At 69.1% G+C, this 18,643-nt stretch carries 15 protein-coding genes and 4 pseudogenes; 12 read left to right on the plus strand and 7 right to left on the minus strand.

The genetic code is table 11. From position 1 onward, the window contains the following. Window positions 1-19: 19 nt before the first annotated feature. The 4 genes from ACWCQM_RS37105 (at window position 20) to ACWCQM_RS37120 (ending at window position 4,578) form a co-directional block, all read left to right on the plus strand. Entirely contained in the window at window positions 20-946 is a 927-nt protein-coding gene (locus ACWCQM_RS37105; RefSeq protein WP_450919489.1) for a carbohydrate ABC transporter permease, read from the plus strand. A gap of 1 nt (window position 947) precedes the next feature. After that, entirely contained in the window at window positions 948-1,820 is an 873-nt protein-coding gene (locus ACWCQM_RS37110) for a carbohydrate ABC transporter permease (RefSeq protein WP_450919490.1), read from the plus strand. Window positions 1,821-1,902: 82 nt separating this feature from the next. After that, window positions 1,903-3,381, plus strand: coding sequence for a glycoside hydrolase family 32 protein (locus tag ACWCQM_RS37115; RefSeq protein WP_450919491.1), 1,479 nt, complete (start codon window positions 1,903-1,905; stop codon window positions 3,379-3,381). 201 nt (window positions 3,382-3,582) lie between these two features. After that, on the plus strand, window positions 3,583-4,578 hold the full coding sequence (locus tag ACWCQM_RS37120; protein WP_450919492.1) for a carbohydrate kinase family protein: 996 nt from the start codon (window positions 3,583-3,585) through the stop codon (window positions 4,576-4,578). Between the two features lie 344 nt (window positions 4,579-4,922). On the opposite strand, the gene ACWCQM_RS37125 is transcribed toward ACWCQM_RS37120, so the two are convergent. Continuing rightward, window positions 4,923-5,528, minus strand: coding sequence for a hypothetical protein (locus ACWCQM_RS37125; protein WP_450919493.1), 606 nt, complete (start codon window positions 5,526-5,528; stop codon window positions 4,923-4,925). A gap of 167 nt (window positions 5,529-5,695) precedes the next feature. Between ACWCQM_RS37125 and ACWCQM_RS37130 the strand changes: the two genes are divergently transcribed. After that, on the plus strand, window positions 5,696-6,844 hold the full coding sequence (locus ACWCQM_RS37130) for a helix-turn-helix domain-containing protein (RefSeq protein WP_450919494.1): 1,149 nt from the start codon (window positions 5,696-5,698) through the stop codon (window positions 6,842-6,844). Between the two features lie 9 nt (window positions 6,845-6,853). Here ACWCQM_RS37130 and ACWCQM_RS37135 read toward each other — a convergent pair. Further along, window positions 6,854-7,006: pseudogene (locus ACWCQM_RS37135) on the minus strand (IS5/IS1182 family transposase); the annotation flags it as partial. Between the two features lie 762 nt (window positions 7,007-7,768). On the opposite strand from ACWCQM_RS37135, the gene ACWCQM_RS37140 reads away from it, so the two are divergent. Then, entirely contained in the window at window positions 7,769-8,101 is a 333-nt protein-coding gene (locus ACWCQM_RS37140) for a hypothetical protein (protein ID WP_450919495.1), read from the plus strand. A gap of 76 nt (window positions 8,102-8,177) precedes the next feature. On the opposite strand, the pseudogene ACWCQM_RS37145 reads toward ACWCQM_RS37140, so the two are convergent. After that, window positions 8,178-8,331, minus strand: a pseudogene (locus tag ACWCQM_RS37145) (Tn3 family transposase); the annotation flags it as partial. A 528-nt stretch (window positions 8,332-8,859) separates the two neighbouring features. Here ACWCQM_RS37145 and ACWCQM_RS37150 point away from each other — a divergent pair. Further along, a complete protein-coding gene (locus tag ACWCQM_RS37150) occupies window positions 8,860-10,962 on the plus strand; it encodes an MMPL family transporter (RefSeq protein WP_450919496.1) in 2,103 nt (700 codons plus the stop codon). A gap of 376 nt (window positions 10,963-11,338) precedes the next feature. On the opposite strand, the gene ACWCQM_RS37155 is transcribed toward ACWCQM_RS37150, so the two are convergent. Then, a complete protein-coding gene (locus ACWCQM_RS37155) occupies window positions 11,339-11,500 on the minus strand; it encodes a hypothetical protein (RefSeq protein WP_450919497.1) in 162 nt (53 codons plus the stop codon). A 111-nt stretch (window positions 11,501-11,611) separates the two neighbouring features. Then, the gene (locus tag ACWCQM_RS37160; RefSeq protein ID WP_450919498.1) at window positions 11,612-12,535 is read right to left on the minus strand and encodes an aminoglycoside phosphotransferase family protein; all 924 of its coding nucleotides are present in this window, start codon (window positions 12,533-12,535) and stop codon (window positions 11,612-11,614) included. An 856-nt stretch (window positions 12,536-13,391) separates the two neighbouring features. Here ACWCQM_RS37160 and ACWCQM_RS37165 point away from each other — a divergent pair. From ACWCQM_RS37165 to ACWCQM_RS37180, 4 genes and pseudogenes are all read left to right on the plus strand, one after another. Next, on the plus strand, window positions 13,392-13,604 hold the full coding sequence (locus ACWCQM_RS37165; RefSeq protein WP_450919499.1) for a hypothetical protein: 213 nt from the start codon (window positions 13,392-13,394) through the stop codon (window positions 13,602-13,604). Window positions 13,605-13,689: 85 nt separating this feature from the next. Then, window positions 13,690-14,292: pseudogene (locus ACWCQM_RS37170) on the plus strand (transposase); the annotation flags it as partial. 18 nt (window positions 14,293-14,310) lie between these two features. Continuing rightward, a pseudogene (locus tag ACWCQM_RS37175) lies at window positions 14,311-14,460 on the plus strand (NF041680 family putative transposase); the annotation flags it as partial. A 391-nt stretch (window positions 14,461-14,851) separates the two neighbouring features. Then, complete coding sequence (locus tag ACWCQM_RS37180; protein WP_450919500.1) at window positions 14,852-15,289, plus strand: NUDIX hydrolase; 438 nt, start codon at window positions 14,852-14,854, stop codon at window positions 15,287-15,289. Between the two features lie 213 nt (window positions 15,290-15,502). On the opposite strand, the gene ACWCQM_RS37185 is transcribed toward ACWCQM_RS37180, so the two are convergent. Together ACWCQM_RS37185 and ACWCQM_RS37190 are read right to left on the minus strand one after the other, a co-directional pair. Then, window positions 15,503-16,480, minus strand: a complete 978-nt coding sequence (locus ACWCQM_RS37185; RefSeq protein ID WP_450919501.1) for an alpha/beta hydrolase — start codon at window positions 16,478-16,480, stop codon at window positions 15,503-15,505. A 339-nt stretch (window positions 16,481-16,819) separates the two neighbouring features. Next, window positions 16,820-17,140: an STAS domain-containing protein gene (locus tag ACWCQM_RS37190; RefSeq protein ID WP_450919502.1), complete on the minus strand. Its 321-nt coding sequence runs from the start codon at window positions 17,138-17,140 to the stop codon at window positions 16,820-16,822. 294 nt (window positions 17,141-17,434) lie between these two features. Between ACWCQM_RS37190 and ACWCQM_RS37195 the strand changes: the two genes are divergently transcribed. Continuing rightward, a complete protein-coding gene (locus ACWCQM_RS37195) occupies window positions 17,435-18,622 on the plus strand; it encodes a hypothetical protein (RefSeq protein WP_450919503.1) in 1,188 nt (395 codons plus the stop codon). Window positions 18,623-18,643 lie beyond the last annotated feature (21 nt).

Here is an 18,643-nt window from a genome sequence, read left to right on the forward strand (position 1 = left end):
TGGAGATACCGTGCCCACCATGACCGCAGCCCGCGAGCGGCTGCGTCCGGTCCGGCGAACCCGAACGACCAACGCCCGTCGCCGTGAAAGCTTCACCGCCTTCGGTATGGCCACACCGGCCGTCGTGCTGCTGATCGTCTTCCTCGTCATACCGGTCGCTCTGGCCTTCGCTCTGGCGTTCACCGACGCGAGGCTCGTCTCGCCCACCCCGGCCCGCTTCGTGGGCCTGAGGAACTTCACCCTGCTCTTCCAGGACCCGACCTTCTACAGGTCCCTGCGCAACACGGCCTACTTCGCCGCCGTCGTCGTCCCGCTCCAGGCCGGGCTCGCCCTGGTCCTGGCCCTGCTGGTCAACGCCAAGGTACGGGGCGTCAACTTCTTCCGTACCGTGTACTTCCTGCCGGTCGTCACCTCGATGGTCGTGGTGTCCCTCCTGTGGGCCTTCCTCTACCGGGAGGACGGTCTGGTCAACCACGTCATCTCCACGCTCACCCTCGGCTATGTCGAGGGCCCGGACTGGCTGGGGGACCCGGCCACCGCGATGCCCGCCATCATCCTGATGTCGGTGTGGCAGGGCGTCGGCTTCCACATGATCATCTGGCTGGCCGGCCTCCAGACCATCCCCGCAGAGCTGTACGAGGCCGCCGACCTCGACGGAGCGACCCGCTGGGACCGCTTCCGCCACGTCACCTGGCCGGGGCTCAGCGCCACCCGCACGTTCGTCCTCGTCACCATCACGATCGCGGCCTTCAGCCTCTTCACCCAGATCAGGGTGATGACGCAGGGCGGCCCTCTCGACTCCACCACCACCGTCGTCCACCAGGCGGTGCACACCGGCTACGACCAGCAGCAGACCGCCTACGCGGCGGCCATCTCGCTGATCTTCTTCGTGCTCGTACTGAGCGTGTCCCTCGTCCAGCGCTTCCTGACCCGGGAGAAGGACTGACATGACTGCCTTCCTCAAGCACCTCGGCGGTCACACCGGCCGCATCGCCCTGGCCCTGGTCTTCGCGCTCCCGCTGGTCTTCATGCTCGTCTCGTCGTTCAAGCCGGACGACCAGATTTTCGGCGACCTGGACTCCCTTCGGGCCTTCCTGCCCGTAGGCGCCCTGTCGCTGGACAACTACACGGCCGTCTTCGACCGGGTTCCCGCGGCACGGTTCCTGCTGAACTCCGTCCTGATCTCCGCCAGCACGGTGGTGCTCGGCATCGTGATCAACAGCATGGCCGCCTTCGCTCTGTCCCGTATGCGGTGGCCCGGCCGCAAACTCGTCCTGACCGCGGTCATCGCCACGCTCATCGTGCCGTTCGAGACCTTCGCCCTGCCGCTGGTGTGGTGGGTCAACCAGCTACCGCTGCTGAGCGTCAACGGCTTCCACCTCCAGTGGAGCACCGGCTGGATGGACACCTACCAGGTACAGGTCCTGCCGTTCGTCGCCAACGCCTTCTCGGTCTTCTTCTTCCACCAGTACTTCCAGAGCATCCCCAAGGAGCTCGACGAGGCGGCCATCGTGGACGGCGCAGGCTGGTTCACCATCTACCGCCGCATCGTCATGCCGCTGTCCGGGCCGGCCGTCGCCACCGTCGCGATCCTGACCTTCCTCCCGGCCTGGAACTCCTACCTCTGGCCGCTGATGGTCGTACAGAGCGAGGAACTGCGGCCGGTGATGGTGGGCATCTCCTACTTCTTCCAGCTGAACGTCGGATGGGGCCAGATCATGGCGTACTCCTCCATGATCACCGTGCCGATCCTGGCGCTCTTCGTGGCGTTCCAGCGCTCCTTCGTCAACAGCATCGCCTCCAGCGGCGTCAAGGGCTGACCCGTGCCGCGGCACCAGCCGCCCGTCGTACCTCGCCCCTCGTGACGCCCCTGTGCTCCGCGCACCCCGAGAAAGGCCCCGTGTGCCCACGTCGCCTGCCGACCCCCACCTCCCGGCCATACATCTGAGGCCGCCCCTCAACTGGATCAACGACCCCAACGGGCTGGTCTTCCACGACGGCCACTACCACGTGTTCTTCCAGTACAACCCGCACGGCCCGCTCCACTCCAACGTGCACTGGGGCCACTTCCGCAGCCCCGACCTGATCAACTGGGAGCCGCTCCCCGTCGCCCTCACCCCCACCCCCGGCGGTTACGACGCCGACGGCTGCTACTCGGGCAACGCCGTCTCCCTCGACGGCCGCATGGTGGCCTTCTACTCCGCCCACCGCGACGACCGCTGGTGGCAGCCGGTCACCACCGCGGAGTCGTCCGACAACGGCACCACCTGGACCAAACGTCCGGAACTGCTGATCCCGGAACCACCCCCCGGCACCACCATGTACCGGGACCCCTACGTCTGGCAGCAGGACGAGCGCTGGCGGATGCTCGTCGGCTCAGCTCTCGACGACGGACGCGCCGCCGCGCTGCTGTACGAGTCCGAGGACCTGGAGAACTGGGCGTACCGCGGCCCCTTCCACACCAGCGAAGCCGCACCCGGCACCGAGCCGGTCGGCTGGGAGTGCCCCCAGTACGCCACGTTCGGCGATCGGAGCATCCTCATCGTCAGTGACTGGACACCGCAGAACGGCCCCAGCCACACCACCGTCCACACCGGCCGCGAGGAGAACGGCCGCTTCACGGCAACCGAAGGCCCCGTACCCCTGGACCACGGGCCCGACATCTACGCCCCCGCCCTGCTGAAGGCCCCGGGGGAAGACCGATGGCTGCTGTGGGGCTGGGCCTGGGAGGCCCGCGACGAGGACTGGGCGCACGAAGCGGGCTGGGCCGGCGTCCTCACCCACCCACGCGAGGTGAGCATCACCACGCGCGGCACCGTCGTCCAGCGCCCCGCCCGCGAACTTCTGGCCCTGCGCGGGGCCCGTTCCCTGCACCGGTACGGGTACGTCACACGAACCGAGCCGGTCGAACTCGGACAGGTCAGCCGCACTTTCGACCTCACCGCTTCCCTGATCCCCGACCCCACGGGTACGAGCGGGCTGCGCCTGGTCACCTCCGCGGACGGGTCGGAACACCTCGACATCTTTCTCGATCCCGCGTCCGGGCAGCTCATCGTCGACCGCGCCAACGCCTCGCTGGACCAGCGCGCACGAAGAGGCGCGTACGCCGCTCCCTGTCCCGCCGCGGCCCGCCCCGGTGCCCCCGTCGAGCTGCGCGTGATCGTGGACTGTTCGATAGCGGAGGTCTACCTCGCGGACGGACAGGTCCTGACCCTGAGGTTCTATCCCCTCGCCGACGGGCCGTGGCGGCTGCAGGCCCGTACGACGGGCACCGGACGCGGCGACTTCGCCGTCGAAGCATGGGACCTGGCCACCGGCGGTGTGCATCACGTACCGGTCCCGGAGGGCCAGGCGCGGGACCCTGCACCCACACGTCCCTGACGAGCCGGGGGCGGGCGGGCCCGCCCCACACGGCAGGTGCGGTCTGCCCCCGTGCAGGCCGCGCCGCGTGCCGTCGGTTACGTCCCTCGCCGCTCCCTCGCCGCTCCCTCGCCGCCCACGTCGCGAACACTCGCGTGCCTGCCGCGCCCACAGCGCGGTTGGCGGCGATCCCGCACCTTCCCTGAGAGGCAGACAGTCACCATGGCCCGATCCGGGTCCCCCGGCAGCATCACCGTTCTCGGTGAGTGCGTCGCCGACATCTTCGAAGATTCCGCCCAGTCCGGTCCCGATGGGCTGTCGTTGCGGGCCATGCCGGGTGGCGGCCCTGCCAATACGGCCGTCGCACTCGCCCGGCTCGGCACCCCCACCCGCTTTCTCGGACGCTTCTCCAACGACGCCTTCGGGGCCCTCTTCCGAGCCCGTCTCGGCGCCTCCGGCGTCGACCTCACCGCCAGCGTGAACGCCTCCGAACCCAGCACGCTCGCCGTGGCCGACCTCGACGCGACGGGCCAGGCCGCCTACACCTTCTACGCAAACGGTGCCGCCGACTGGCAGTGGACCGACCACGAACTCGCCGAAGCCACCAAGGACGACGCGGTATGCCTGCACACCGGCTCCCTCGCCCTGGTGAGTGAGCCCGGCGGCAGCCGGATCGAGCACCATCTCGCCCAGGCGCGCGAGCGTGCCACCGTGTCCATCGACCCCAACGTCCGCCCCCTGCTCGTGCCGCCGCCCGTCTACCGAGAACGCCTGCCCCGCTGGTGCGCCGCCGCCGACATCCTCCGCCTCAGCGAAGAGGACTGCGGCATTCTCGCCCCCGGAGCGGGCCTCGAAGAGGCTTGCGACACCTGGCATGCCGCGGGTACACCCCTTGTCGTCATCACGCTCGGCGGCCGGGGCGCACTCGTATCGCTGGAGGGCAGGCGCGTCACCGTCCCGGCACCGCCTGTCGCAATCGTTGACACCGTCGGTGCCGGCGACTCCTTCACCGCGGGTCTTCTCCACCACCTGGCCGCCCTCGGACATCTCGGCAGCCGGCTCGACCAGCTGACCCTCGGCGATGTCACCGAAGCCTGCGCCTTCGCCGCCCACGTCGCAGCCTTGACGTGCTCGGTCTCCGGTGCGAATCCGCCCTGGGCAGACGGATCGAGGCTGCGAATCGGTGCCGCACCACATCTGCCGGAGCTCGAGCGCTGAAGTCACCCAGCCACGGTGACCGTCGCGATCGCCACCGGCGCGGCCTGCGGACTCAACTGCTCCGGGAGCGGGCGGCCGGCTCTCAGTGCGACGGTGGCTGGAGAGAGAGGCCGCGCAGATTTCGTCAGCTGTCGCCGCCCGGGCCGGGCAAGGTGGTCGGCCCGCCCGTACGAGAGCAGGGCGCACCCGGTGGCCGGGGATCCTCCCGCAGGTGCGGACAGGGAGCGGCGTCCATGAGTGGAAGGTGGTCGCCGCCGGGGGAGCAGGTGGGCTCGGCAGCGGCGCGCCCGGGTTCCGGCCGCGCCGCTGTCGAGCTGTGGTCAGCCCTCGGGGGAGCCCTCGGGTCAGTGGAGCTTGTTGACGGCGGTCTTCGTCGTGGTGCGGAAGGCGGTCAGGGGGGCGTCCTCGAGGTCGCCCATCTGGCCCCAGCGGACGAGGGTGACGGTGCGGCCGTCGCGGCCGACGGAGAACAGGTGGATGTCGGAGATGCCGATCTGCGGGTCGGCGGTGTCCAGGCTGTAGACCCAGGCGCCTTCCTCGACGGCGAGCTTGCCGTGGGAGGTACTGACGGCCTGCAGGCCCGGGTTCTGCTGCTCCAGCAGGGGGCCGCAGCCGGTGAGGGCCCCTCGGAGGGTGTCGACGAGCTTGACGGCGTCGGCCTCGGTGCGGGCGACGGTGGTGACCTGGACGCCGTTGGTGTCGAGCTCGGTGCTGAACTCGCGGTAGCGGGTGTTCTGCGCCGGGATCTTGTACGGGGCGCAGAGGACGCCGCCGTTCTCCGGGACGCCGGTGAAGACCTGGGTGGCGGTCCACGGCGTCGACGACGGCGGCATCTGGGAGGCGGCGAGGAAGGCGGGCTGGGCAGCGGCCTGCGCCGGGGCTGTGGCGAGTGCCGCGAGGCCCAGTGCGGCAGCGGCTGCGGTGGCGAGTGCGGTGCGGAGCTTGTTCACGGTGGTGGATCCCCCGTCAGGTCGTTCGTTCGGTCAGTGCTCAACCAGCGTGCAGTCGGCGCCCGCCCGCTGCAACGATCACACGCCCACCAGCCGTCCCGGAACCATTCCACCCCAGCTGACGTGCAAGGACGTGACGGATGGGACGCAGGGGCGAGGGGGATGGAATGCCGAAGGACGCCGCCGTCGAGGGGTTCGCGGGGCTCGTGCGCGCGCTGAAGGCGCGGGACGGGAGGAGTTACGAGGCGCTGGGCCGGCGGCTGAGCGTCAGCGCGTCCACCCTCCACCGCTACTGCTCGGGCGCGACCGTCCCGGAGGAGTTCGCCGTGGTCGACCGCCTCGCCCTGCTGTGCGGGGCGGACGAGGAGGAACGGCGGGCCCTGGAGGTGGCCTGGACGGAGGCGGACCGCGCCCGCCGCCGAGCGGCCTCGCCCGCGCCCACGCCTGCGCCGGCCGTGTCGGCGGCGCCGGAATCGAACCCGGAACCGTCCGCGCCGGAGGCGCCCCGCGCCCGCCCCCGTCGTGGCGCCCCCGCTCCCCTCGTCGTCGTCGCCGCCGCCGTAGCCCTCGTCGTGCTCGCCCTTGCCGCCACCCTGCTCGGCGACCCCACCCGGACGGCTTCCGATTCCGCTCCCGCTTCCACCGCTCCCGAGCGGACCGCAGCCCCCCTCCCCTTCACCTGGAGCATCGGTTCCCAGCTCTGGGAGGGCGGCTGCGGGCACACCTACCTCGTGGACCGGGCCCCCCGCGCGGTCGCCCCGCCGCCGGTCGCGGCCGACTCCGGGGCGTGGGCCGGGACGCACGGTGCCGTGCACGGCGGGGAGGCGCTGGTACGGATCACGGTCCAGGGCCGGTCACCGTCCGACGCCGTCGTCCTCCATGCCCTGCACGTGCGCGTGGTCGACCGCGCCGCGCCGCTGCCGTGGAACGCGTACCGGATGGACAACGGCTGTGGCGGCGCCGTCACCCCGCGCCACTTCGCCGTGGCCCTCGACCGGCCGCGCCCGCTCGCGAGGCCCGTCGACGGCCTTGACGCCTCCGGCGCCGAGGTCCGGAAGATCCCGGCCGTCTCCTTCCCGTACAAGGTCACCTCCTCCGACCCCGAAGAGCTGCTGGTCTCCGCGCGGACGGCGGGATGCGACTGCCGCTGGTACCTGGAGCTGGAGTGGAGCGCCGGGGGCCGTACGGGGACGGTGCGGATCACGGACGGCGGGAAACCGTTCCGCACGAGCGGGACCAGGGGGAGGCCGACGTACGTGCACGACTCCGCCGAAGGCCGCTGGATCACAGACTCGGACTCTGGACAGACCGGGTGACCGATGAGTGTGTCTCGTTTGGTGACCCGTGATCATGGGCTTCAGCGCGAGACTGTCGTGGATGTTGGCCGCGGAGAGGCCGACGAGCAGGGGCAGTTCGTTCGCGTCCGACAGGACGTGCATTTTGGAGCCCGGCTTGCCTCGGTCCACGGGGCTCGGACCTCTGCTTCGACTGCAAGGAGATCGCGGAAAAGCGGGAGAAGACGGTCGGTACGGCGTAGGGAGCCCAGCCAGCATCCCCGTCATCGAAGGGCCGACGAGCCACGCTCCGAGCGGTGGCCGATGGTGCAGCTGGTGGTCCCACTCCGGTTGCAGCACCGGCGGCTGCGCCTCGTACTCGTCCTGGCCGAGCACGGCGGCGTTACGCGGTCCGGGCGGCCGGCCCGCGCCCGTGCCCGCTCGCTCCCGCCGTGCCCGCTCGCTCCCGCCGTGCGCGCGAGCCAGTCGCCCGGCCAGGCCCCGCTGGTACCCACCGGCCCGGCGCAGCTCCGCGAGCGCGACCTGAACGGCCCTCAGCACGCTCTGCTGTCACCGGACGACCTCCACTGCGCTCCTGGCCCGCACTGCTCCTGCGCCCGGAGACGCCCAACCTCTGTGCGACGTACCGTTGATGTCGCAGCGACAGGGCGCCATGGGAGCGAACACACCAACGTGCGGCGCGAGTCCGCGAGGTGCGCCCGTGCCTTCGGTACGGCACACCGGGGGAGTAGCGGATCCTGGACCACCTGCCGGTCCGGATGGTGGCCAGAAAGGGCAGGGATGTGTCACGGTGGGGTGACACGAGACTGTCCGGTACCCGCGGGTGCCGGACTTTGGGTTCCGGGTGTTGCCCCCTTCACGGGCTCCCGCCTCCCGCCATCGTCGTCCCCCTCTTGCGAGGGGCCTCGTCTTTGGGCTCGCAACCCCCGGAAGGGGGCAGCCCATATGCACGTCACCACCCTGATCGACGCCACCACCGCCTGGATCATCCCCGACGGTGAGATCGACGGCGCCGCCCTGCCCAAGCTCCACGCCGTCCTCGAAGCACTGCCACTGGACGTGACCGAGCTGGTCTGGGACCTCCAGAGCACCCCGTTCATGGACATGGCCGGGCTGCACCTGCTCATCGATCCGCAACCGCCCGCCCACCCGCGCCGCACCACAGTGACCGGCATGCACCCGCAGCCCCTGCACCTGCTGCACACGGCAGCCCAAGTCTTCCCCACCCTCGGCTTCACCGAGCTGCTCCCCGACGCACGACCGCACGAAGCGGCCTGATCGCAACCCTCCTGCGTCGTTCTGAGCGGCGGCCGGGGTGTTGAACAGTCCTGCGCAGCCGCAGACACCTGACTCGGGGGCGCAGGGCGCCGGCGGCCGGGGTGGAGGCGGTGAAGCTGTAGCGGCCGAGCAGGTTCAGGTTGCGGTTCTTGAGCGGGGGAAAGCCGGGCCACGTCCTCATCCCGGACCTCGTGGCCCTCGGCGCGGAGCTGGGTGACGGCGGGGTCGATGTTCGGGTTGCCTTCGGAGTGGTCGCTCCCTGGGGCAGGACGAGTTCGGCGGTTCCGACGTAGAGGGCGGTCTGGTCAGGGCCACCGACGACTCGGCGGGGTCTGCCACGATTGATTCATGACACTCCCCAACGGGTGAGATGGCGGTCTGCGCGGGTCCGGTCTGGGCGACAGGACCGTAGAGGCCCAGCTGGGGGCTTCCAGCACGATCGTGTGGCCACCTCGGACCCTCAACGGTCCGATCGGTACAGCGAACAGGTCGAACCGGGAGATTTCACCGACGTGAGCCGTCCGGAACAGCACCGGAGGCGGGGCTAGCCACAGGAAGAGTCGGTTGCGTGCACCAGTGCGTCCGCGGCCCGCGCCGAGGAAGGTGATCAAGCAAGAGATCACTGTTCCTGGGAAGGGAACCGCGTGCGCAGCCAGCATCAACCGATCACGGTCCGGACAGCCAGGTGGTTCGCCACGCATCCCTGGCGGGCGATCGTGGGGTGGCTGCTTTTCGTGGCCCTGTGCCTCGGTGCGGGCATGGCTGTGGGTACCAACAAGGGGACGTTCGAGGACTTCTGGGTCGGTGAGGCTGGGCGGGCCGAGGCAATGGCCGCACGCGGTGGCCTCACGCCCGCTCCGGAGGAGCAGGTGCTCATCACGGCTCCGGAAGTGGGAGGCCGCCTCGACGAATCCGCCGCTCGCGCCGCCGCAGGTGAGATACGGCGGCGGATGGCCTCCCTGCCGTCCGTCGTCCGGGTCTCCGATCCGGTGGAGGCCGACAACGGTGCGGCGCTGCGGGTGGCCATCACTGTCCGGGGGGACAAGGAGACCGCGAAGGATGAAGTCGAGGGTCTACTCGAACAGACGCAGGCGGTACAGGGGGCGCACGGGAATCTGCGGATCGAGCAGACCGGCAGCGCGTCGATGTCGACCGCGGTCAACGACAAGATGGGCCAGGACCTCCAGCGGACCGAGGCCATCAGTCTGCCCGTCACCTTCCTCATACTGTTCGTCGTTTTCGGCGCGGTGCTCGCGGCCGGGATCCCGGTCCTGCTCGCGCTGCCCGCGTTCGCGGGAGCCGTCGGTCTGTACGGTCTGGCGTCATGGGTGTTCCCGGATGCGGGTGGCGCGGCAATCAGCGTGATCTTCATGATCGGCATGGCCGTCGGCGTTGACTACTCGCTCTTCTACCTCAAGCGGGCACGTGAGGAGCGCGAGCGTTCGGGGGGAAGGCTCAGCCATGTTGCTGCCGTCGAGGTTGCCGCGGCTACCTCGGGGCGGGCAGTCGTGGACTCGGGGCTGGCCGTCGTGCTCGCGCTCGGTGGTCTCTACCTGGTGGACGACGTGATCTTCTCGTCCATCGCCACCGGCGCGATCCTGGTGACCCTGGTCGCGGTGGCCGGCTCTCTGACCGTGCTTCCGGCGCTGCTTGCCATGCTGGGGCATCGGATGGACGGGCGGCGGACCCGTCACAGGCAGAACCGGGACCGGGACGGGGGAGGCGGTAGGGGCGGAAGCGGCAACAAAAGGTGGACCGCCCTCCTGGGACCGGTGGTGCGCCGTCCACTGGCCGCCATGCTCCTTGGCGCCGCCGCGACAGCCGCGCTCGCCCTGCCCGCGCTGAACATGAAGCTCGGCACGGAGGGCAAGGAAACCTTCCCCGACGGCCTGGTGGCGGTGTCCACGTACGACCGGCTGACGGCCGCGTACCCGTCCCAAGGGCCCGCGCACCTCGTCGTGGCGCGGGCCAACGACCCAGCGGCCCTGCTGCGGGCACTCGCCGCCAGCACCAGGGGCGACCGACTCTTCGCTCAGGACCGGACACCGGAGCTGACCGTGGCCGAGGACGGGCGTACGGCCATGTTGAAGGTTCCCGTTCCGTACGCCCAGAACTCGGCAGAGGCGACGCGCTCCTTGGAGCGCCTGCGTACTGAGCTGATACCGGACACCGTGAGCGGGGCGGGAACAGGTGTGGAAGTCGCGGTCTCCGGGGAGATCGCCGGAGGGGTGGACTACGCGGCGCACCAGCGGGACCGGCTGCCCTGGGTGATTGTCTTCGTGTCACTGACGACCCTCGCCATCATGTTCGCCGCGTTCCGGTCCGTTGTCCTCGCCCTGCTGGGGGTGGCGCTCAATCTGGCCACGGTGATGGTTTCCTGGGGGGTACTGACCCTGGTCTTCCAAGGGACGTGGGCAGAGGGCGCCCTCAGGTTCGAATCGCTCGGATTCGTCGGCTCGCGAACGCCGCTCATGGTCTTCGCGATCCTGGTGGGACTCTCCACCGACTACCAGATCTTCGTGGTGAGCAGGATCCGGGAGTCCGTACTCAAGGGGGTTTCCACCCGGCAGGCTGTGGTCGAGGGCATCGCGGGATCGGCGAGTGTAATCACCAGCGCGGCTGTCATCATGGTCTCGGTCTTCCTCAGCTTCCTCTTCATCGACCGGATCGAGATGAAGCAGATTGCGGCCGGCCTCACGGTCGCGGTGCTGTTCGATGCGTTGGTGCTGCGTGCGCTGGTGCTGCCGTCCGCGCTGGCGCTGCTCGGCAACCGTTCCTGGTGGCCGGCCCGACCGGCCGCCGACGAGGATCCCCTGGCAGACGGGCCGACGCCTCGCCCGCTGCCGGGTGCTGCGACCTGAAAAACTCGCGTCCTCGCCACGGCCTGTGTCGTTTCGGATAAGGGCGGTGCGGAGGTTTACGCGAGCTTCCTCGAGCGTGTTGGCAGTGTTCTCGGGCACGGAGCCCGGCCCGGACTCACTCTGCGGCGCTCCCCGGATGACCGCACATGAGCGGTCCCGGGCACCCGGGGAGCGGCGGTCAGGGATGTAGACCTCGATGCTGGTACTGGACGGCAGGTTGAGGGCGTCACCGGCGAACGACACGGTGTACGTGATGTAGCCGCGGGTGGTGGCGCGGTCGGTGAGGGCGAAGTTCTCGTCCGCGGCAATAGTGGTGGGCGGGAGCCTCGTCGGCTTGGTGGCGCCGGGATCCAGGCGGGTGAGGGTGACGGTCGTGTCAGCTGGAAAGCGCGGGTCCGAGGCGAGAGGGCCGTAAATCGGGGTGAGTATGTGGCTCCCACCCCTCGTAACCGTAGGCGCCGCGCTCCTGCGGAACACCCTGTTGCCGCAGCAGATCGAGCAGCGCCGTGTTCTGAGGCAGGTTCGGCAGCAGCGTCATGCCTGGACACGCTACGCGCCGCTCAGGGGAACTCGCGCGGGTCAGTGAGCCGAAGCACGGCAGTTGTCACACAGGCAGGTTGATTATCACCGACCCACTGTTGGCCGCAGGTCACCGGGCCAGCAGCGAGTCCGCAATCGCGACGGAGGACGGATCGAGCCGGGTTTCACCGTCGTCTATGTCCCAGAGTGAGTTCTGCAGCAGCCGTCCCAGGGTCCAGCCGGTCGCGCGTGCGCGGTCCAGGCCGAGGACATCGGTGAGCAGGTCGAAGCGGCGCCGTACGATGCGCAGGGTGTCGCCCTTCGCCACGACGTCGTCCCACCTGCTGTCCAGGGCGGGCCACAGATCGAAACCCGGGTCGCCGACGAGTGGCTCGGGATCGATGGCGATCCACGGCTCGCGCTGCGCGGCGAGAACGTTGTCGTAGTGCAGATCCCAGTGCAGCATCCGGTCCCCAGGCTCACCGGCCAATTCGGCTACCGCCGATGCCCAGCTGCGCAGGGCCTGACGGTCGGCCGCGTCGGCCAGCCTCATGAGCGCCTGGGGGACCTGATCCAGCATCCCGGAGGCGATGTCGCCGAGACTGCGCAGTCCCTGCGGCGCGGGGACTGCGACCAGCCGAGCGTGAAGTTCGGCGAGGATGCTCATCGCCACGTCGTCATCGTTGATCGAGGCCAGCGTGCGGGCTCCGTCCAGCCGCTCCAAGAGCATGCTGCTGCTCATAGGGTCGTGATCGAGCAGTCGAACTATCCCCTTGCCGTTCCAGGTGCGTAGGCCAATCAGGGTGGCGGTGGTCTCCTGCCGGGGCATCTGGAGTCTGAGGACCGCGGGCGTACCGTCGGGGCGCAGCACCGGCAATACCAGTGAGGCTTCTCCGCCTCTCGCGGTGCCGTCCCGTTCCAGATCCCAGCGTTCCAGCATGGTCGCCGCGAGAGCAGGCAGTCCGGCGATCCAGGCTCTCCCCTCCTCACCGAAGCCCGTGGCGTACGACGCCGCCAGGTGATGCGCGACCTCGCCAGCTTCTAACGTGCTCACATCACACCTCCTTCGCAGGGAACCGGGTTCGTGTTGCAACCTACCGGAGGCCGACGGACAGCCTGTCATCGCGGCGCACCAGTCATCTCGAAGGCAGTGCCTACTGTTCAAAATCAATCTCACCGATACTGACTGTTCCGTTGTTCCTCGCCCGAGTTGCCGAACGGCTATCGAGTGGGTGCGCGCAGCGGGGGCGGTCAGAGACCCGCTCACCCTTCCAGACACATCAAGGCACCCCGTTTGCACGCGCTCAGAGCAACTGAGCGTTTCCGAGCTCAGTTGTGGCGTGGTGAAACCGCGGCACTTCGGCTGCACGGGCCCGATCGAGGGCATGGCCGGGGACGGCATCAGGGCCGCGTTCGCGAAGTTCCCCGACGTTTGGCGAACAGCCCGCTCGCTCCAGATCTTCCACGACGGCGGCCAGGTCCCTGCGAACCCGGGCTTCGCCCCAGGCGACAGCGGGCCAGAACCACTAACCTCGGGCTGTCACGAGCGGGCTTGTGCGGATCCTGATCAGACAGGCGGATGTCGCTGACCTGCGGCGGTGGGGCTTACCAGGCGTTCTGTCGGCTGAGAGGAAGCAAGCACTCTCCAGGTGAACGAGTGCATCGTGCCGTAGCCGCCTGCCGGGGCCTATTTCGGCGGTGCCGCGGGGTCACGTAGGCGCCCGCAAAATGGCTGGTCACGGAAGGGGACTCTGCAGGACCCTGTGGGTATGCCTCAACGTCTCATGTTCGTGCAGTTGAAGACCGGTTACAACACCGATCGCGGACCCTCGTGGATCGGGTGGGTGGACTTCTCGAAGACCTGGAGTACTGCGTACTTTCGCGGGAGAACACTGCGCCGGGCAGGGGGAATGTTCGATGCGAACTTCTACGACGTGCAGACCGACGAGGAGTTCTGGGTCTCCGGGCCGAAGCGGGACCGCACGGACACCCGCTACGGCCCCTCCGACCCTGAAATCGAGCCGGAGGCCCTCGATGCCTATTCCGCCTTCCTGGAGGGCGCACCTCTGCCGGGCCGGACGGCTGACCTCGCGCCCTCGCGAGCGGGGCTGCCCGGGTCTTGATCAAATAAGCGGAGAGTGCTCCTGACCTGCAACGATGGGACTTGTCTAGGGTCCAATTCGCCGCAAGGAAAGAAGCACTCTCCAGGTGGAGAAGCGCATCGGTTCCTACCCGCGTGTCCGCATCGAGGGCGGCGGTCGGACGGTGGTCTCGCATGCCGGGGGCGTACTGCTGGTCGAGACCGTCCGCAAGGCCGGCCTGGACACCTCGACATCAGCGGCGCTTGCGCCGTGGCGGAAGCCGCGGGCCGTCCATGCCGCGGGCAAGGTCCTGCTGGATGTGGCCCTGGCGACCGCGCTGTGCGGGGACTGCCTCGCCGATGTCGGCATGCTGCGGGCCGAGTCGGCCGTGTTCGGGCCGGTCGCCTCCGACCCGACGGTCTCCCGCCTCATCGACACCCTCGCGGCCACCGGGGAAAAGACCCTGCGGGCCATCCGTGCCGCGCGGACCGAAGCCCGCGAGCGAGTCTGGCGACTGGCCGGAAAGGCGGCACCCGCTGCAGGCGCGACGGTGACCGTTGACCTCGACGGGGTCCCGGTGGTCGCGCACTCCGAGAAGGAGGACGCGGCCCCGACCTGGAAGCGGACCAACGGGCACCACCCGCTGATGGCATTCCTCGACCACGGACCGGGCGGCACCGTCGAACCGGTCGCGGCCCTGCTCAGGCCCGGGAACGCTGGCTCGAACACTGATCCACGGGCGAGACCACCGGCCCGTCGACCCAAACCCCGAGGTGCCGGCCCCGGACGTCCCCTCGGCTCGAAGAACCGGCGGCCCGCCACCCGCTACGACGTCGGCAAGACCGTCAAACGCCCCGAGACCCTCAAGGCCATCGGGAAACCCGGAAGATCTTGGTAGATAAAGAACAAGCTCAGGATGTTCGGTACATGTCCCGCTCAACGAAGCAGCGAGCCAAGGGGTATCGATGGGGCCGTGCAACGTCGAACGCCCCGCGACGGCACGCGGGGCGTTCGGAGAGTGCGCTGTCCCACGGGGGTAGAACGGGCGGCACCGCCGTGGTAACGAGCGGCGGGGAAGCCGGTCACGGCTCGGCCCTCTTGCCGCCAGATACGTGTGCGCGACCGCCCGCCATTCCACCCACTCGGGTTGGTTGAGCAGCTGCTCGGCGTCCGGGCGCCCGGCCTGCCGCCGCGGACGTGCGGCTTCTGTGCGGGTTGGTCGTGTGAACCTGGGCTGGTTGGCTGCCGGACGGCAGGGGCCGCTGCTGCTGTCTGGAAGAATTGCTTGTGTGACCCATGGAAATCCTGCGGCTACGCCGCCAGCGCAGATCGAGCCTCTCGTTGTCGTCTCGGCGGCGGTTGTCGAGAGGGGGCAGCTCCTGGTGGTGAGCAAGAAAGCGGCGCCTGGGATCTTCTATCTTCCGGGCGGGAAGCCCGACGCGGGCGAGGAGGTCCTGGAGACGCTGGCACGGGAGTTCGAGGAGGAACTCGGCGTCCGGCCCCTGGAGCCGAAGTTCCTGGCCGATGTCGAGGCGGTAGCCGCACTGGAGGGCGTCCCCATGAGGATGACCGTCTTCGAGGCGCGCCTCAGCGGGCCTCCGAGCCCTGCCGCTGAGCTGGCACACATGCGGTGGGTGTCCGGTCACGAGGCGGGTCTCGATCTCGCGCCCGCGCTACGAGACCACGTGCTCCCGCTCCTTCGGCGCAGGGGCGTGCTGGCGGCGTAGGGCGACAAGCGGCAGATGTGCGCGGCATGACACGTGCGGCAGCGCAGAGCGCAAGGTTCTGCAACGTCGAACGCCCCGCGCGGGTGTGCGCGAGGCGTTCGGGGAGGCACGTCGTCCCACGGGGGTAGAACCTGGCAGTCGACCCCGAAGGGACGGGTGTGCCACACCATCAGGCCGTTCTTGGTCGGGATCATCGGCCAGGAGTCGGTGGGGTCAGCTGTCGTGGAGTGCCTTGCGCAGGGCGTCGATGGCGAGGTGGCGGGCGACGTTGGCGGCGCGGGTGTTGCGCAGGCTGTCCAGGAGCAGGAAGTCGTGGACCATGCCGGCGACGCGGACGGACGTGACGTCGACGCCGGCTTCGCGGAGCTTGTTGGCGTACATCTCGCCTTCGTCGCGCAGGACGTCGGCCTCGTCGGTGATGACCAGCGTGGTCGGCAGCCCTTTGAGCTGGTCGAGCGTCGACTGGAGCGGGGAGGCGTAGTGCTGTTTCCGCTCGGCGGGGTCGGGGGTGTAGGCGTCCCAGAACCACTTCATGCCGTCGCGGGTGAGGTAGTAGCCCTCGGCGAACTGGAGGTAGGACGGAGTGTCGAAGTCGGCGTTCGTCACCGGGTACAACAGCACCTGGGCCTTGAGGTCGATGCCGTTGTCGCGTTCCTTGTTCATCAGCGTGAACACGGCCGACATGCATCCGCCGACGGATTCACCGGTCACCACGACGCGGGAGGTGTCCATGCCGTGGTCGGCGCCGTTCTTGAGGACCCACTGGCCCACGGCGTAGTTCTGTTCGATCTGTGTCGGGTACTTCGCCTCCGGTGCCCGGTCGTAGACCGGGAACACTCCGACTGCGTTCGCTCCGACCACCAGCTCGCGGAAGAGACGGTCGTGGGTTTTGTCGTCGCCGAAGACCCAGCCGGCCCCGTGGATGTAGATGACCACGGGCAGGGTCCCTGTGGCGCCTTTGGGGCGGATGATCCGGGTGCGTACCGTGCCCCACTTGCCGGCGTCGACGTCGACCCACTTCTCGTCGACCTCGGGCCGTTCTACACCCTCGCCGCTCTGCAGGCCGGCAAGGATGTCGCGGCCCTGCTCCGGCGGGACCTCGTAGATCCGCGGGTGCGGGTCGGTCGCCTCGGCCAGTTCCTTGGCCGCGGGCTCGAGGAAGGGGGTGACAGGCGGGGGAAGCTGCGTCATACAGAGACTCCAATGTCTGGGCGCCTCACCAGGCGCGGGTCCCCGAGCTCCGCATCCCATGCTCACCGGAACAAGGGGAGACGCAAGTCGATCAAGGCGACGGCATGGATCACGGTCCCCAGGAACCTGCCCGGTCCACCTGGCGGGCGTAGGCAGGTGGTGTGTGCCGCCTCAGTCCCGCGTTCGGTGCGCTCTCTCCTGCGCGGGCCGAGCGGGGCTACGCCCGTTTCCTCGCTGGTGTGGCTCCGGCCGCGTGCTCCGGAACCGGAACGGTGCCCGTCCCGGTTCCGGAGCAGGCGCCGGGCGACTGATCAGGCCGCCTGTCAACCCGAGGGCGGTCTAGGCGCTGCGGGCGTCTTCGAGGGTGGGGTACAGGTGCAGGATGGTGTCGGCCCCGACGACCTGGAGCAGCCGGCGCACGGGGGTGGAGGGGGCGGCGATCCTCAGATTGGCGCGGTGGTGGGCGGCGAGGATCAGCCGGAGGAATGTGGAGTCCGCGAAGGTGATCTCGCCGGTGTCCAGGATGACCGTGTCGTGCTGTGCGAGCACGGTTTCGAATTCTGCTTCCAGTGGTGCCAGGGAGTCGAAGTCGAGGTCCCCTCGCGGCGCTATCACGGGGAAGGGAGCACGGCGCGGGCGCTGGGGGTCGGTGGCCGTCATGGGACGAGCCTGTCCACCGGCGCGCGCGGGAACCGCTGCGCCGTGGCAGCCGGTCCGAAATGACGGTGCCCGCCCCGGAAAGTCCAGGGCGGGCGCCGTCGCAGTGATCCGTCAGGCCGCCCAGTCCAGCCCGAGGGCAGCGAGCTGGGCGAGTTTGTCGGCGGTGAGTTTGGCCCTCCTGCGGCCAACCGGGCCCGATTCGATCTCGTCCGGGTGAGATGCGGTTTTTGATCCTTACTCAGGGTGATGAGTGTCGGCAGAGACGCCGCCCCTCGAAATGGAGTACCTAGCGCTATGGCTCTGACCTCCGCCATGCTGGAGAACGCCCTCGAATCCGCCGTAGCATGCACCCGCTCCATGCCCGCCGATGATGCGCTGCAGCCCGGGGAAGGAGAGACACGCGAGGAGCGCGAAGCGCGCAACGACCGGCTCGTCGGTGCTCGTCTGGCCGCGAACAGCTCGGTCAACCTGCTGACGCCGGTGCTCCTGAATGCCTGCCGGAAGGCGAGCGAGAAGCGCCCCCTGACGGATCTGGAGAGCGATCTGGTCGATCTCGCGCGGCTCGCTGCTCCCACGCCCCAGGATGTCGCGGGCTACGGCCGGGCGTTCGCCGGCCTGGAGGCTGACCGGAGCGGGGCGCTCTTCCCCGCGGACACTGCCGGTCTGGGTGCTGATTCCTCCTACAGCTACGCGGATGCCGCTCGGGACCTGCCCAAGTACTGGGACCGGATCAGCGATCTTCCCAACGTGGTCAAGGCCGGCGCTTCAGGGGACGCGGTGAGTCTGCCTGCGGCGCAGGACGTCCAGCGGTTCGGTTGGAGCAGGCCCTTGCCCACCGAAGCAAGCGAACCACTGGGCCCCCTGCCTCCGGTCTATGCACACTCGGCCGAATTGGCGATCTACCAGGCCACATGCATCGCCCAGACAGAGGGGGAGAACGGGGACGACGAGGTGTACTTCGTCCTCCACACGGCGCACAAAGATAAGGGGAACACCAGCACCTCAGAGACCGTGGGGAACTTCAAGGAGGGCGTCACCCGGGAGTACCACCATAAGCATGACGTCGCGATCTCCTTGAAGGCCAAGGAATATCCGCCGGCCCCGAAGTTCGGTGGGGCCCTGGGGATCATTGAGGCATGGGAGGAGGACAACGGCAAGAGTCAGGTGCTGGAGGAGATCAGGAAGAAGGCCGATGAGATCAGCGGGAAGCTGATCGAGGGGGTCAAAGACCCGACGAAGACGAAGGGGCAGCTCCAGGCGGCCGCCGGAGTGATCATGGCTATCGTTTCCCTGTTCATCCAGGCCTGGTGCGACGACTTCATCGCCATGGACAGCTTCGAACTCAGCGACCTCGACTTCGAGAATCAGGTGAGGTTCGGCCCCGTGCTCGTTCGAAAGAACGACTACGGCGAAGAGGTCCTCAATTGGGGCAAGTACGACGTCTTCATGCGCTGCCAGTACGCACAGCGTCAGGTCATGTGATCTTGCCCCCCACCGCACCCA

The sequence above is a fragment of the Streptomyces sp. NPDC002125 genome (assembly GCF_053593715.1).

Coding starts and splice junctions, on each gene's coding strand:
- ACWCQM_RS37110 (WP_450919490.1), top strand. CDS start 948: ATGACTGCCTTCCTCAAGCACCTCGGCGGTCACACCGGCCGCATCGCC.
- ACWCQM_RS37165 (WP_450919499.1), top strand. CDS start 13,392: ATGTTCGATGCGAACTTCTACGACGTGCAGACCGACGAGGAGTTCTGG.
- ACWCQM_RS37190 (WP_450919502.1), bottom strand. CDS start 17,140: ATGACGGCCACCGACCCCCAGCGCCCGCGCCGTGCTCCCTTCCCCGTG.
- ACWCQM_RS37185 (WP_450919501.1), bottom strand. CDS start 16,480: ATGACGCAGCTTCCCCCGCCTGTCACCCCCTTCCTCGAGCCCGCGGCC.
- ACWCQM_RS37150 (WP_450919496.1), top strand. CDS start 8,860: ATGGCTGTGGGTACCAACAAGGGGACGTTCGAGGACTTCTGGGTCGGT.
- ACWCQM_RS37195 (WP_450919503.1), top strand. CDS start 17,435: ATGGCTCTGACCTCCGCCATGCTGGAGAACGCCCTCGAATCCGCCGTA.
- ACWCQM_RS37120 (WP_450919492.1), top strand. CDS start 3,583: ATGGCCCGATCCGGGTCCCCCGGCAGCATCACCGTTCTCGGTGAGTGC.
- ACWCQM_RS37140 (WP_450919495.1), top strand. CDS start 7,769: ATGCACGTCACCACCCTGATCGACGCCACCACCGCCTGGATCATCCCC.
- ACWCQM_RS37130 (WP_450919494.1), top strand. CDS start 5,696: ATGCCGAAGGACGCCGCCGTCGAGGGGTTCGCGGGGCTCGTGCGCGCG.
- ACWCQM_RS37105 (WP_450919489.1), top strand. CDS start 20: ATGACCGCAGCCCGCGAGCGGCTGCGTCCGGTCCGGCGAACCCGAACG.
- ACWCQM_RS37155 (WP_450919497.1), bottom strand. CDS start 11,500: ATGACGCTGCTGCCGAACCTGCCTCAGAACACGGCGCTGCTCGATCTG.